The sequence below is a fragment of the Cupriavidus sp. F041 genome, from assembly GCF_057814235.1.
Genome location: NZ_JBVASY010000002.1, coordinates 314,206 through 327,283, shown reverse-complemented (window position 1 = coordinate 327,283; position 13,078 = coordinate 314,206). Strand labels below are relative to the sequence as shown.

The window sequence follows — 13,078 nt, the reverse complement described above, 5'->3', positions numbered from 1 at the left end:
GCTCTTGCTCGCTGTATTGCTCGCTTTATTGATCGATTCCATGCTCATTTCTCGATTCCGGCCGGGCTTGCGGCCTGGGCCACGGCCGGGCTCATGGCCAGGGGCGCTGCCGAAAACAAGGCGACGTGCATTTCCACCAGCGCCGCAAACGCCTCGCGCGAGGCCTGGTCGGCGCGCGAGGCCACTTTGCGGATCGCGTTGCCCATCCTGTCGCGCAGCACCTGCGGCGGGACTTCGGCCCTGGCATCCAGGCGTGCCTGGTAGTAGCTGGCCACGCCCTGCAGCACGCGCCGCACGGCGCGCTGGTGTTCCGGCGCCAGCGCGGGCAGCTCGCGCTGCAGCGCCAGCGTGCTGAGTTCGACGCGCACTTCGGTGAAGCCGTCGCTGGTGGTTTCATCCTCGCTGGCGGCCAGCCGCGGCACGATCTGCGCCAGCCGGTCCAGCATGCGGGCGCGCAGGTTGGCGTGCTCGCCGGGTTCGCGGCCGGTGGCATTGCGGGCAATGTCGCCCCAGCTCGCGCGCACCAGCCGGCGCACCGCCGCCCTGGTGCCGAAGGGGCGGGCCACCAGGGTCCACACCAATGCGAACAGGATGCCCGCGATACCCGCCACGTTGCCGTTGAAGAAGGCATTGAAGTCGGCGTTGTATGCGCCCTGCAGGCCAATATCGTTGGCCGTGACCACCGCCAGCGGCATGGCGATCAGCGCAAGCCGCGGCTGCGCCATCATCAGGCCGATGAGCAGGTAAGGCGCCGCGAACATCAGCACCAGCATCTCGAAGTCATGCGCGTTGGGCAGGACCACGAACAGGTAGACCGTTGCCAGCACCAGGCAGACCACGTTCCAGCGGAAGAAGGAGCGGATCATCGGCGCCGGCTCGTCCATCGCGGCAAAGAAGCAGCAGGACACCGCGCCCAGCGCGACGGCGCCGGCGCCGTCCGCCCAGCCCGTCCAGATCCAGACCAGGCCCATGCAGAAGATGGCCAGGGCGGTCGTGGCGGTGGAGAACAGCAGCATGCCGTGATCGTAGTGCCGCGCCGCGCCCACGCCCCAGCGCTGGAACACTGGCGTCCAGTCGCCCTGCGGCGCGGCCTCGCCGATGCGGCGCTGCAGCGAGACGCAGTCCTGCCATAGCTCCATCAGTTCGAGCAAACGGCCTTCGGCGGTGGCGGCCAGCGCGGCGTGCCAGTCCGGGCCGGCGCTGCCGGCATCGAGACCCGCGTCATCGACAGGCGCGGCAGCAGACAACTGCAACGCGGGCAGCGGCGCTCGCGCGCCCTCCCTGATCCACGCCGAGACCAGCGCCATGTTCTGCGACAGTCGGCGGGGCACGCCCGCCGCGTGCTGGTGGAGCGCCTCCACCACAGAGGCCAGCGACGACAGCACGGGCAGTAGCATGGTCATGCGGCCGCGCAACTCCTGCGCGTGCTTCACGCGCGCGGCGCTTTCGGCGTCGTAAGAAAGCTGGCTGATCAACTGGTCGAGCGCGAGGATGTCGGCGGCCAGCCTGTGCCGGCTGTGATGGCGCGAGACCTTGGCGGCCGGCAGCGCGGACAGCATATCGGTGGCCCACAACGCGGCATCGGCCAGCCATTGCGCGGATCTCTGGCCGAGCACCGTGGCCACCTTGGCCGGGAAGACGGTCGAGCCGACGATGCTCGCGCACAGGATGCCCAGGCAGATTTCCTCGGCGCGCGCCACCGCGATGTCGAACACGCTGCCGGGATCGCCCACGGCAGGCAACGCCACCATGGGCAGCGTATAGGCCGCCAGCATGAACACATAGCTGCGCGGCGTACGGTGCAGCAGGGCGATATAGAGCAGGACCCCGATCCACAACGCAACCGCGGCCATCAGCAAGACCGGCGCATTGACCAGCGGCGGCACCATGGCAACCGCCGCGGCCGCGCCCAGCAGCGTGCCGAGCACGCGGTACAGCGCTTTGGAGCGGGTCGCGCCGGTGAGCGGATGCGCCACGATATACACGGAAGCCATCGCCCAGTAGGGGCGCGGCAGACCGAGGTACAGCGCGATGAACAGCGCCAGCATGGCCGCTGCAAAGGCTTTAAAGGAAAAGATCCAGTCTCTTCCGGTTGGCCAGCTCAACATGTTCTCAGGACCCGGAAGCGGTATTGGGCGCGGACTCGGCGGCGCGTGCAAGTGCGTCGAGAACGCGCATGGCGCCCTCGAAATCCTGTTCGCTGATGTCGGCGAAAACCGTGGCGCGCACTTGCTTGAGTTCGATCTCGATTTTTTCGGCCAGCGCGTCACCGGCGTCGGTCAGCCAGAGCGTATTGGCCCGGCGGTCGTTCGCGTCGACTTCCCGGCGCACCAAGCCGGCGGCGCAGAGCTGGTCGAGCAAGCGCACCAGCGATGCGCCTTCGAGCCCCACATAGTCGGCCAGCCTGACCTGGCGCACACCGCCGCCAAGGCGGCGGATAAACAACAAGGGCCCGGCGGCCGCGGCGGAAATGCCGTAGGCAGTGACGGCGCCCTGTGAGATCTGGCGCCATTGGCGGCCGGCCAGCATGAGCTGCCCGGTAAAGGCGAAACGGAGGGCGTCGATAGGAGGCATGGACTAAATGATAGCAGCCATATAGTTAGGATGCAAATGATCACCATGCGAAGCAATATCGTATTGCGTCACGCGAAGAATGCATCACATGAGCTGCCAGGTGGCGGTGCACGCATGCTGCCACCGATATCCGTGGGATATCACTGCCGCTGAAATGAATATTGGACACCCAGCGGCACGCTCCCTTAGCCTTTTGGGATAAACCCGGCCCCGGAGCCGGGGTACAAGAGGAGACCCGATGCACCCTGTCCGCCGCCAGCGCACTCGTGCTGGGAACCGGCGCCGCGCGCGCCGGCAACCCGCAGCGGCCCATCAGGCTGGTGGTGTCGTTCCCACCCGACACCGGCACCGATCGCGCCGGCATTCCCAATGCCATGACATTCGTGACCAGAGCAAGGCCAACCAGGCACGCCTGACACCCCTGACACGCCAACTAGGAGACTCCGCATGACCAGCTTCCTGCGCTACGAACAACAGGGCCACATCGTGACCCTGACCATGAACGAGCCCGACCGGCGCAACCCGCTCACCGGCAATACCGCGGTGGCCGACTTCCTGGATGCCATCGACCGCATCCACCGCGACACCAGCGTGCGCGCGGTGATCATCACCGGCGCCGGCACCGCGTTCTCATCGGGCGGCAATATCCGCGACATGGAGCGCCAGGCCTCCGGCCAGGTGCCAGGCATGGAGATTCGCCAGGACTATCGCCTGGGCATCCAGCGGCTGCCGCTGGCGCTGTTCAACCTGGAGGTGCCGGTGATTGCCGCCGTCAATGGCGCGGCCATGGGCGCGGGCCTCGACCTGGCGTGCATGTGCGATATGCGCATTGCCTCGGAGCAGGCGCAGTTTGCCGAGAGCTTCGTCAAACTGGGGATCATTCCGGGCGATGGCGGCGCGTGGCTGCTGCCACGCGTGATCGGGCTGTCGCGAGCGGCGGAGTTGACCTTTACCGGGCAGGTCATCGATGCGCGCCAGGCGCTGGAGTGGAATCTCGTTTCGCGCGTCGTGCCGGCGGAGCAGTTGCTGCCCACGGCCAATGAACTGGCGGAGCGCATCGCCGCCAATCCGCCGCATGCGGTACGGCTGGCCAAGCGCCTGCTGCGCGAAGCGCTGCACACGCGGCTGGATACACTGCTGGAATTGTCAGCCGGCTTCCAGGCGCTGTCGCACCAGACCTCGGACCATCGGGAAGCGGTCTCCGCCTTCCTGGACAAGCGCAAGCCGGCGTTCACCGGCAGCTGATCCGGCACCACACCAACTTCCATCCACCACACATCCGGAGCACCGCCATGCAGCAAGCCGTCATCGTAGACGCCATCCGTTCCCCCATGGGCCGGTCCAAGCCCGGCTCGGCCTTTACCGAGTTGCACCCCACGGAGTTACTGGCGCAGGTGCTGGCCGGGCTGGTGGAACGCAACAAGCTGGACCCAGGGCTGGTGGAAGACGTCATCACCGGCTGCGTCAGCCAGGTGGGCGAGCAGTCCGCCACGCCGGGCCGCGTCGCGTGGCTGGCGGCCGGCTTTCCCGAGCATGTGCCTTCCACCACCATCGACCGCAAATGCGGCTCCAGCCAGCAGGCCGTGCATTTTGCCGCGCAAGGCATCATGGCGGGCGCCTACGATATCGTGATCGCCTGCGGCATCGAATCGATGAGCCGCGTGCCGATGGGCTCCGGCCGCATCGGGCAGAACCCCTACGGGCCGTCCTTCGAGGCGCGCTACGCGCCCGGGCTGGTGTCGCAGGGCGTGGCGGCGGAGCTGGTCGCGGCGCAGTGGGAACTGTCGCGCGGCGACCTCGACAACTACGCCGCGCAATCACACCAGCGCGCACACCAGACGCAAGAAGCTGGCGCCTTCCGCCGCGAGATCCTGCCGATCCGCACCGCCGCCGGCCTGGTCCAGCACGATGAAACCATCCGCCCCGCCACCACGGCCGAGCGCCTTGCCACGCTGGCGCCGTCGTTTCGCGACGAGGCGCTGGGCCAGCGCTTCCCGCAGATCGGCTGGCACGTGACCGCCGGCAATGCCTCGCAGATCAGCGACGGCGCCTGTGCCATCCTGCTGATGAGCGAGCGCACCGCCTCGCGCCTGGGCTTGAATGCGCGGGCGCGTTTCGTGGCCTTTGATGCGTGCGGCGACAGCCCGCTGACCATGCTGACCGCTCCGATCCCGTCAAGCAAGCGCGCGCTGGAAAAGAGCGGCCTTGGCCTCGATGCGATTTCCCACTACGAGATCAACGAAGCCTTTGCCTGCGTGCCGCTGGCCTGGCAGCGCGCGCTCGGCGCCGATCCCGCGCGCCTGAACCCGCGCGGCGGCGCGATCGCGCTTGGCCATCCGCTGGGCGCCTCGGGCGCGCGCCTGATGACCACCATGCTGCACGCGCTGGAAGACAGCGGCGAGCGCTACGGCCTGCAGTCGATGTGCGAGGCCGGCGGCATGGCCAACGCCACCATCATCGAACGGCTCTGAGCCGGCACCTGTGCATCCATACCAAGAACGAGGAGACCAGATGAAACTTGCCAATATGTCCGCCGTCGTCACCGGGGGCGCCTCGGGGCTGGGCCTCGCCTGCGCCCGCCGCCTCACCGAGCGCGGCGTGGCCGTGGTGATCGCCGACCTGTCCGAAGAGAATGGCGCCGCCGCCGTGCGGGAACTCGGCGAGCTGGCCCGCTTTGTCCAGGCCGATGTCTGCGATACCGCGCAGATGACCCGCGTGTTCGACGCGGCGGACGCGCTCGGCACCATGCGCGCGCTGATCCATTGCGCCGGCGTGGGCGGCCCGGTGCGCCTGGTCGAGAAGGACGGCCAGCCCGGCTCGCTGGAAAAGTACGAGTCGATCGTGCGCATCAACCTGGTCGGCACCTTCAACACGCTGCGTCTTGCGGCGGCGCGCATGGCCCGCAACGAACCGGTCGACGGCGAGCGTGGCGCCTGCGTGCTGACGGCGTCGGTAGCCGCCTACGAAGGGCAGATCGGGCAGATCCCCTACGCCTCGGCCAAGGCCGGCATCGTCGGCATGACGCTGGTGGCGGCGCGCGACCTGGCACAGCGCATGATCCGCGTCTGCACGATCGCGCCCGGCCTGTTCGATACGCCGCTGCTGGCGCGCCTGCCGGAGAACGTGCGCGCCTCGCTCGGCGCGTCGGTGCCGCACCCGGCGCGGCTGGGCATGCCGGATGAGTTCGCCTCGACCGCGCTGCATATCCTGGAGAACGCCATGCTGAACGGGGAGACCATTCGCCTGGACGGCGCGATCCGCATGACGCCGCGCTGAACCAAAGCGCCGCTTGCGAGGCCCCGGTGCTGTCCACGGGGCCGCGCGGCTTCGAATCTGGTTATCATGCTCCGGTCACCGCCACCGCCCGCACGAACGCCGCGCCTCCTATGCGAAACCGGATCAACGAAGAAATCACCTTCCGCAAGCTGGAAGTCCTGCTTGCCTATATGGAGACCGGCAACCTCGCCAAAGCCGCCGAGGCGCTGGACGTGAGCACCGTCAGCGTGCATCGCGCGCTGCACTCGCTGGAAGAAGGCATGCGCTGCGCCCTGTTCCGCCACGAAGGGCGCAACCTGCTGCCGACCGAGGCCGCGCATGTGCTGGCGGATGTGGCCGACGATGTGATCAAGACCATGGCCGACGGCATCCGCGCCACGCGCCAGGCCGCCGGGTACTCGGCCGATCACATGAAAATCGGCTCGCTCTATTCGCTGACCATCCGCACCGTGCCGGACGTGGTGATCGGCATCAAGGTCAGGCGGCCGGAACTGCAGGCGGAACTCGTGCTGGGTTCCAACGCGGACCTGCTCTTCAAGCTCAAGCAAGGCGCCATCGACGCGGCGCTGATGGCCATGCCAGAGCCGGATCCGGAGATCGAGTCCATTCCCTTGTTCGAAGACGACATTTACTTCGCCGCGCCGGCCGATTCGCCCTACGCGCGGCAGGCATCCATCGACCTGCGCCAATGCCGGGACGAATCCTTCGTCAGCCTCAGCGAAGGTTTCATCACCTACCAAGGCTTCATGGAGGCCTTCCGCATTGCCGACTTCACGCCCAATGTGGTGATGAAGGTGGGCGACATCTTCTCGCTGATGAACCTGGTCAGCGGCGGCGTGGGCTACGCCCTGCTTCCCGGCCGCGTGCGCGACGTGTTCCCGCACAAGGTGACGCTGATCCCGCTGTCCTCGCAATACCGGCTGCGCCAGACCATCGGGCTGAGCTTCTTGCGGCGGCGCGAGCGGGATCCGAACCTGCTGGCGCTGGCGGCGGTGTGCAGGTTGGCGATGCGGGCGCCGCAGCCGGACTAACCCACCACCGCCTTGGTTGCCAGAAACAACAACGACGGCCCCAGCAAGCACCCCAGCCCGGTGTGGAACGTCGCCACCAGCGCGCCATAAGGCACCAGCCTGCGATCCGTCGCCGCCAGCCCCGCCGATACACCGCTGACAGTACCCGCCAGCCCGCCGAACACCATCGCCGCGCGCGGGTTGTTCAGCCCCAGGAAGCCAGCCGCCATGGGCGTGCCCACCATCACGATGATGGCCTTGATCAGCCCCGTGGCAATGCTCAGCGCGATCACGTCGGAGCTGGCGCCCAGTGCGACGCCGGTCACCGGCCCCACGATATACGTCACCGCCCCGGCGCCGATGGTCGTCATGCTGACCGCGTCGCTGTAGCCGAACGCGCGCGCCACCGCGGCGCCCACGATAAACGGCAGGATGGTGCCGAGCAGCAGGGATATGGCGCCTACCAACCCCGCCTTGCGCGCCTCGGTGGCCTGCACTTCGAACGCGGTGGCGACGATGGCGAAATCGCGCAGCATGGCGCCGCCCATCAGGCCGATGCCGGAGAACAGCGAGATGTCGGCCAGGCCCTTCTCCTTGCCGGTGGCGATGCCGCCGTAGTAGGCCAGCAGCAGGCCTATCACGATGGCAATGGCGGAGGCATGGACACGCCCGAAGGTCAGCCAGCGCGACAGCCGCGAGGACAACCACATGACGATGCCGACGGCAGCGAAGGCGGTGACCAGGCCGTTTTGCAGCAGAATGGTATCCAGCAGGTGGGGAATGGATTGTGCGGTGGAAATGGACATGGCGGCCTCTCAGTGCGAAGCGTGGCTGGGGGTGGCTTCAGGTGACGGCAGCGGCGGCAAGGGCGCGTGGTTGCCGGTGCGGCTGAGCACGGCGATGCAGCAGGCCGACACCACCACCGCGCCGATTGCCGCGATCAGGGCTACCGGCCCGCCGCGCAGCGCGGCCACCACGTTCTGCTGCGCAGCCATCGCCACCACCACGGGGATATACATCGCGCCCCAGAAGCCGACACCCGCTTCGGTCTCCTTGGGCAAGAGGCCGCGCCCGTGCAGGTAGAGCCGTATCGAAATCAGCAGCAGCATCGCGATGCCGACGCCGCCCACGTTGGCCTTGACGCCGATCGCCATGCCAAGCAACTCGCCAAGGAACAGGCCGACGAGATGGCAGAGCGCCAGCAAGGCGGTTCCGTAGATGATCATGGTGCTGTCTCCTGATGGCCTGTCCGCGTGCTTGCGCGCAGGCTGGTTCTAGGTTTGTGGGTTGGCCCGCTCTATGGGCGGCGGGTCCGCCGGTGCCGGGAGCGGGCTTGCGCGCGCACATCCGTCCGGTATGGATGCAATCTAGGCGAGCCGCCGCAGCGCATCAATCAACCCGGGCAGTGAATCGTTAGCATGGGATTAACGTCGCGCCAGCAGATGTGGATGCCCGCAGTGACCGGGCAGGCCTTTGCCCGCCGCGCGGCGGCGCGCGGTGCGCACGCAGTGAGAGTGAACGGCTTGCATGTCGTGCCGCCAACACTTACACCTAGAGTAACGATGCCGCGGGCAGCGTCATTGCTTGTGCCGCACGCCGTACGTATCTTGATGCCATCACCCGCATCAATGCACACCGGAGACGCGATGCCGAACCCAGCCACGGACAGACAGTGGGACACCCGCCGCACGGAGAAGCGCCGCCGCCTCGAGCGCGGCGCCGCCTTTGCCAGCGGCCGCGTCGTGCCCACCGCCGACATCATCCCTTTTCTCGAAGCCATCACCGCGCCGGGCGACCGCGTGGTGCTAGAGGGCAACAACCAGAAGCAGGCCGATTTCCTCTCGCGCTCGCTGGCCGGGGTGGACCCGGCCAAGGTGCACGGACTGCACATGATCATCCCGAGCGTGAGCCGGGTGGAACACCTCGACCTGTTCGAGCGCGGTATCGCCAGGAAGCTGGACTTTGCCTTTGCCGGCGCGCAGAGCCTGCGCATCTCGCAGTTCCTGGAAGACGGGCAACTGGAAGTCGGCGCCATCCACACGTACATTGAGCTGTACGCGCGGCTCTATGTGGACCTGACGCCGAACATCGTGCTGATCGCCGGCTACAAGGCCGACCGCGACGGCAACCTCTACACCGGCGCCAGCACCGAGGACACGCCCGCGCTGGTGGAGGCCGCCACCTTCCGCGACGGCATCGTGGTGGCCCAGGTCAACGAGATCGTGGACGACCCCGCCGGCCTGCCCCGCGTGGATATCCCCGGCTCGTGGATCGACTACGTGGTGCAGGCGGACAAGCCCTTCTTCTGCGAGCCGCTGTTCACGCGCGATCCGCGCCTGATCAAGCCGGTGCACGTGCTGATGGCGATGATGGCGATCCGCGGCGTGTACGAGCGCCACCAGGTGCAATCGCTCAACCACGGCATCGGCTTCAATACCGCGGCCATCGAACTGATCCTGCCTACCTACGGCGAGTCGCTCGGACTCAAGGGCAAGATTTGCAAGTACTGGACGCTGAACCCGCACCCCACGCTGATTCCCGCCATCGAATCCGGCTGGGTGGAAAGCGTGCACAGCTTCGGCAGCGAACTCGGCATGGAGAACTACGTGGCCGCTCGGCCCGATGTGTTCTTCACCGGCGCCGATGGATCGATGCGCTCCAACCGCGCCTTCTGCCAGCTTGCCGGGCAGTACGCGGTGGACCTGTTCATCGGCTCCACGCTGCAGATCGACGGCGACGGCCATTCCTCCACAGTCACGCGCGGCCGCTTGTCCGGCTTTGGCGGCGCGCCAAACATGGGCCACAACCCCGGCGGGCGGCGTCACCCCACGCCCGCCTGGCTGGACCTGATCGAGACCGACGATCCGCTGGCGCGCGGCCGCAAGCTGGTGGTGCAGATGGTGGAAACCTTCCAGGCCGGCGGCAAGCCGACCTTCGTCGAATCGCTCGACGCGGTGCAGGTGGCGAAGGACAGCGGCATGCCGCTGGCGCCGGTGATGATCTACGGCGACGACGTGACCCATGTGCTGACCGAGGAAGGCATCGCGTATCTCTACAAGGCGCGCTCGCTGGAAGAACGCCGCGCCATGCTGGCAGCGGTCGCCGGCGTGACGCCGGTCGGCCTGCGGCACGACCCCGGCACCACGCGCCGCATGCGCAGCGACGGCCTGATTGCGCTGCCGGAGGACCTCGGCGTGCAACGCAGCCAGGCGACCCGTTCGCTGCTCGCGGCAAAGAGCATGGCCGACCTGGTCGACTGGTCGGGCGGGCTGTACGAGCCGCCCGCACGGTTCCGGAGCTGGTGATGGCGAGCCCCGCATGGCTTGCCGGGCCGGGCATCGATGGCGCCTTCGAACCGGAAGCGATTGCGCTGGCGGATCTCGCCGTGAGCGCGCTGATCGACGAGGCCGCGCTGTCGCCCAAGCCCGGGCTGGTCGATAGCCGCGGCAATGGCGCGCATGCCGATCTCAACCTGGACCTGATGCGCATCTCGGCGCGCGCGCTGCACCCCGCCTTCGCCGAGATGGCGGCGGCGGGCATGCGCGCCGCGCGGCCCGGCGTGGCGCTACGCGAGCGGCTGGGCGCGCTCGGCCGGGACGCCGAGGCCGCGATGTTGCGCGCCACCGGCGGCATCAACACGCATCGCGGCGCGATATGGAGCCTGGGCCTGCTGGTGGGCGCGGCTGGCCTGCACCGGGATAAGCGCAGTGCGCATGCCGTAGCACGCACCGCCGGCGCCATCGCGCGCCTGCCCGACCGCCATCGCCCCGCGCGCACCGGCAACAAGGGCGAACGCGCGTGCATCGACTACGGCGTCAGCGGCGCGCGCGGCCAGGCGCAGGCTGGCTTCCCGCATGTGCTGCGCGCCGGCCTGCCTGAGCTGCAGCGCAGCCGCGCGCGCGGCGACGCGGAGCCCAGCGCGCGCGTCAACGCGCTGCTGGCGATCATGCGCCGCCTCGACGATACCTGCGTGCTGGCCCGCGCCGGCCGCGAAGGGCTCGCGCTGATGCAGGAAGGCGCCAGCCAGGTGCTCGCGGCGGGCGGCATCGCCACGCTCGCCGGACGCCGCCTGCTGCGCCGCCTGGAAGCCGGCATGCTGGCCTGCAACGCCTCGCCCGGCGGCGCGGCCGATCTGCTCGCCGCTACTTTTTTCCTGGACCGGTTGCCGTCCGCGACGCCCCCGGTCCATTGCCCCGTGCAAGGAGACAACTAATGGAACAGCTCCAGTTCGAATATCCCGCCGGTGCGCCGGCAAGCCAGCGCGTGCTGGTAGGCGTGGTTGGCTCCGGCGACCTTGAAGTGATGGTCGAGCCCGGTACATCCGGCACCACCACCATCCATGTCACCACCTCGGTGGACGGCTACGGCAAGGTCTGGGACGCGCAGCTCTCGCGCGTGTTCAGCGCCGGGCCGCGCGCCGCCATGCGCATCCGCATCCACGATTTCGGCGCCACGCCGGGGGTGGTGGGCATGCGGCTGGCGGAAGCCTTCGAAGCGCTCGGCGCCGATGGCGGGGAGCCATCATGAACCACGCATCGCTACTGACGCGCGAGAGCTTTGTCGAGCTGGGCGCACGCGCACGGGCACATGCGCTGCTCGATCCCGGCAGCTTCCGCGAACTGGCGGGCCCGTTCGATCGACTGGTCTCGCCGTGGCTGGAACGCCAGGGCGTAGTGCCGCAGGCCGATGACGGCGTTGTGGTGGCCAAGGGCCGCATCGGCGGACAACCCGCCGTGGTCCTCGCCATCGAGGGCGCGTTCCAGGGCGGCAGCCTGGGCGAAGTGGGCGGCGCCAAGATCGCCGGCGCGCTGGAACTTGCCGCGCAGGACAACCGCCGCGGCGTGCCCACGCGCGCCGTGATTTTGTTCGAGACCGGCGGCGTGCGGCTGCAGGAAGCCAACCTGGGACTGGCCGCCATCGCCGACATCCACGCGGCCATTGTCGACCTGCGCCGCTACCAGCCGGTGGTGGGTGTGATCGCCGGGACGGTGGGCTGCTTCGGCGGCATGTCGATCGCGGCGGGGCTGTGCAGCTACCTGGTGGTGACGCGCGAAGCGCGGCTGGGCCTCAACGGCCCACAGGTGATCGAGCAGGAAGCGGGCGTCGCTGAATACGATTCGCGCGACCGGCCTTTTATCTGGAGCTTTACCGGCGGCGAGCAGCGCATCGCCACCGGCCTGGCCGACCGCTACGTCGAAGACGACAGCGATGCCATCCGTGCCGCCGTGCAAGCGCTATTGGCAGGCGGCGTGCCGGCCGCGCACCGCAGCGAACGCCACGCGCACTACCTGCAATGCCTGGCCGAATACGATCCGGCACGACAGCCGGAGCCGGAGACCGTCCGCGCCATCTACGCACCCGGAGCAAAGTCATGAGTACAAGCACGAGTACAGCAAGCACCCAAGGCCGAGGCGAAACCTGGCTCGCGGCGCTGACCCGCAACGCCCCGCGCCGCCCCGGCTATCCCGCCACCGTGCAGGTTGCCGACGCGGAGCTTGGCGGCCGGCCGGCACGCTTTATCGCGGTGGTGCCCGACGCCGCCAACGCCTACCCGCGCGTGCGCGGCGGCGAGGTGGGCCTGCTCGAAGGCTGGTCGCTCGCGCAGGCGGTGCATGAAGTCGTGCAGGCCGACCGCGACGCCACGATCAGGCGGCCCATCGTCGCCATCGTCGATACACCCAGCCAGGCCTATGGCCGGCGCGAGGAAGCCTTCGGCATCCACCAGGCCCTGGCCGGCGCGGCCGGCGCCTACGCCACGGCGCGGCTGCAAGGGCATCCCGTGATCGCGCTGCTGGTCGGGCGCGCCATGTCCGGGGCCTTCCTGGCGCACGGCTACCAGGCCAATCGCCTGATCGCGCTGGACGATGCCGGCGTGGAAGTGCACGCGATGGGCAAGCAGGCCGCCGCCCGCATCACCATGCGCAGCGTGGAGGACCTGGAGAGCTTTGCCGCCAGCGTGCCGCCGATGGCGTACGACATCGGCAACTACGCCACGCTGGGGCTGCTGTGGAAGAGGATCGGCGTGAAACACGCCGCGCAGCCGGATGCTGCCGATCTCGACGCCGTGCATGGCGCGCTGCTGGCGGCGCTGGCCGATATCCAGGCCGACCCGCAGCCCGATCTGCGCAGCCGCCTCGGCGGGCAAAACCGGCAGGCCTCCGGCCGCGTGCGCGAAGTACTCGCGCAGCAGTGGCAGGACTGATGCCAGGGCATGCCGC

General features: G+C 68.6%; 13 protein-coding genes. 9 read left to right on the top strand and 4 right to left on the bottom strand.

What is annotated here, in order from left to right:
* Positions 1–44: 44 nt before the first annotated feature.
* On the bottom strand, positions 45–2,108 hold the full coding sequence (locus ACZY0R_RS18545) for an FUSC family protein (RefSeq protein ID WP_488860217.1): 2,064 nt from the start codon (positions 2,106–2,108) through the stop codon (positions 45–47).
* A gap of 4 nt (positions 2,109–2,112) precedes the next feature.
* Complete coding sequence (locus tag ACZY0R_RS18540; protein WP_045237275.1) at positions 2,113–2,574, bottom strand: MarR family winged helix-turn-helix transcriptional regulator; 462 nt, start codon at positions 2,572–2,574, stop codon at positions 2,113–2,115.
* A 447-nt stretch (positions 2,575–3,021) separates the two neighbouring features.
* Between ACZY0R_RS18540 and ACZY0R_RS18535 the strand changes: the two genes are divergently transcribed.
* The 4 genes from ACZY0R_RS18535 (at position 3,022) to ACZY0R_RS18520 (ending at position 6,881) form a co-directional block, all read left to right on the top strand.
* Positions 3,022–3,819 carry a crotonase/enoyl-CoA hydratase family protein gene (locus ACZY0R_RS18535; RefSeq protein ID WP_488860215.1) on the top strand — a complete coding sequence of 266 codons (798 nt, stop codon included), beginning with the start codon at positions 3,022–3,024 and terminating at the stop codon, positions 3,817–3,819.
* Positions 3,820–3,866: 47 nt separating this feature from the next.
* The gene (locus ACZY0R_RS18530) at positions 3,867–5,045 is read left to right on the top strand and encodes a thiolase family protein (RefSeq protein WP_488860213.1); all 1,179 of its coding nucleotides are present in this window, start codon (positions 3,867–3,869) and stop codon (positions 5,043–5,045) included.
* Positions 5,046–5,085: 40 nt separating this feature from the next.
* A complete protein-coding gene (locus ACZY0R_RS18525; RefSeq protein ID WP_488860211.1) occupies positions 5,086–5,850 on the top strand; it encodes an SDR family NAD(P)-dependent oxidoreductase in 765 nt (254 codons plus the stop codon).
* Positions 5,851–5,960: 110 nt separating this feature from the next.
* Positions 5,961–6,881, top strand: a complete 921-nt coding sequence (locus ACZY0R_RS18520; protein WP_488860209.1) for a LysR family transcriptional regulator — start codon at positions 5,961–5,963, stop codon at positions 6,879–6,881.
* Here the strand turns inward: ACZY0R_RS18520 and madM are convergent.
* Together madM and madL are read right to left on the bottom strand one after the other, a co-directional pair.
* Positions 6,878–7,666 (bottom strand): malonate transporter subunit MadM, encoded by a 789-nt coding sequence (gene madM / locus ACZY0R_RS18515; protein WP_488860207.1) that lies wholly within the window; start codon positions 7,664–7,666, stop codon positions 6,878–6,880. The two genes, ACZY0R_RS18520 and madM, sit on opposite strands and share 4 nt — an antisense overlap.
* 9 nt (positions 7,667–7,675) lie before the next feature.
* The gene (madL, locus tag ACZY0R_RS18510; protein WP_488860205.1) at positions 7,676–8,086 is read right to left on the bottom strand and encodes a malonate transporter subunit MadL; all 411 of its coding nucleotides are present in this window, start codon (positions 8,084–8,086) and stop codon (positions 7,676–7,678) included.
* A gap of 420 nt (positions 8,087–8,506) precedes the next feature.
* Between madL and mdcA the strand changes: the two genes are divergently transcribed.
* The 5 genes from mdcA to mdcE are packed head-to-tail and all read left to right on the top strand — an operon-like array spanning position 8,507 to position 13,062.
* On the top strand, positions 8,507–10,165 hold the full coding sequence (gene mdcA / locus ACZY0R_RS18505) for a malonate decarboxylase subunit alpha (protein WP_488860203.1): 1,659 nt from the start codon (positions 8,507–8,509) through the stop codon (positions 10,163–10,165).
* Positions 10,165–11,073, top strand: a complete 909-nt coding sequence (locus ACZY0R_RS18500; protein ID WP_488860201.1) for a triphosphoribosyl-dephospho-CoA synthase — start codon at positions 10,165–10,167, stop codon at positions 11,071–11,073. Before mdcA ends, ACZY0R_RS18500 begins: the two co-directional genes overlap by 1 nt.
* Positions 11,073–11,387 carry a malonate decarboxylase subunit delta gene (locus tag ACZY0R_RS18495; protein WP_488860199.1) on the top strand — a complete coding sequence of 105 codons (315 nt, stop codon included), beginning with the start codon at positions 11,073–11,075 and terminating at the stop codon, positions 11,385–11,387. Before ACZY0R_RS18500 ends, ACZY0R_RS18495 begins: the two co-directional genes overlap by 1 nt.
* Positions 11,384–12,235, top strand: coding sequence for a biotin-independent malonate decarboxylase subunit beta (locus ACZY0R_RS18490; RefSeq protein ID WP_488860197.1), 852 nt, complete (start codon positions 11,384–11,386; stop codon positions 12,233–12,235). Before ACZY0R_RS18495 ends, ACZY0R_RS18490 begins: the two co-directional genes overlap by 4 nt.
* Positions 12,232–13,062, top strand: a complete 831-nt coding sequence (mdcE, locus tag ACZY0R_RS18485) for a biotin-independent malonate decarboxylase subunit gamma (protein WP_488860195.1) — start codon at positions 12,232–12,234, stop codon at positions 13,060–13,062. The genes ACZY0R_RS18490 and mdcE overlap by 4 nt, the downstream gene beginning before the upstream one ends.
* Positions 13,063–13,078: the final 16 nt, after the last annotated feature.

What these genes read in the sequence shown, in the direction of transcription:
- ACZY0R_RS18545 (WP_488860217.1), bottom strand. Translation starts at nt 2,108, where the DNA reads ATGTTGAGCTGGCCAACCGGAAGAGACTGGATCTTTTCCTTTAAAGCC.
- ACZY0R_RS18540 (WP_045237275.1), bottom strand. Translation starts at nt 2,574, where the DNA reads ATGCCTCCTATCGACGCCCTCCGTTTCGCCTTTACCGGGCAGCTCATG.
- ACZY0R_RS18535 (WP_488860215.1), top strand. Translation starts at nt 3,022, where the DNA reads ATGACCAGCTTCCTGCGCTACGAACAACAGGGCCACATCGTGACCCTG.
- ACZY0R_RS18530 (WP_488860213.1), top strand. Translation starts at nt 3,867, where the DNA reads ATGCAGCAAGCCGTCATCGTAGACGCCATCCGTTCCCCCATGGGCCGG.
- ACZY0R_RS18525 (WP_488860211.1), top strand. Translation starts at nt 5,086, where the DNA reads ATGAAACTTGCCAATATGTCCGCCGTCGTCACCGGGGGCGCCTCGGGG.
- ACZY0R_RS18520 (WP_488860209.1), top strand. Translation starts at nt 5,961, where the DNA reads ATGCGAAACCGGATCAACGAAGAAATCACCTTCCGCAAGCTGGAAGTC.
- madM (WP_488860207.1), bottom strand. Translation starts at nt 7,666, where the DNA reads ATGTCCATTTCCACCGCACAATCCATTCCCCACCTGCTGGATACCATT.
- madL (WP_488860205.1), bottom strand. Translation starts at nt 8,086, where the DNA reads ATGATCATCTACGGAACCGCCTTGCTGGCGCTCTGCCATCTCGTCGGC.
- mdcA (WP_488860203.1), top strand. Translation starts at nt 8,507, where the DNA reads ATGCCGAACCCAGCCACGGACAGACAGTGGGACACCCGCCGCACGGAG.
- ACZY0R_RS18500 (WP_488860201.1), top strand. Translation starts at nt 10,165, where the DNA reads ATGGCGAGCCCCGCATGGCTTGCCGGGCCGGGCATCGATGGCGCCTTC.
- ACZY0R_RS18495 (WP_488860199.1), top strand. Translation starts at nt 11,073, where the DNA reads ATGGAACAGCTCCAGTTCGAATATCCCGCCGGTGCGCCGGCAAGCCAG.
- ACZY0R_RS18490 (WP_488860197.1), top strand. Translation starts at nt 11,384, where the DNA reads ATGAACCACGCATCGCTACTGACGCGCGAGAGCTTTGTCGAGCTGGGC.
- mdcE (WP_488860195.1), top strand. Translation starts at nt 12,232, where the DNA reads ATGAGTACAAGCACGAGTACAGCAAGCACCCAAGGCCGAGGCGAAACC.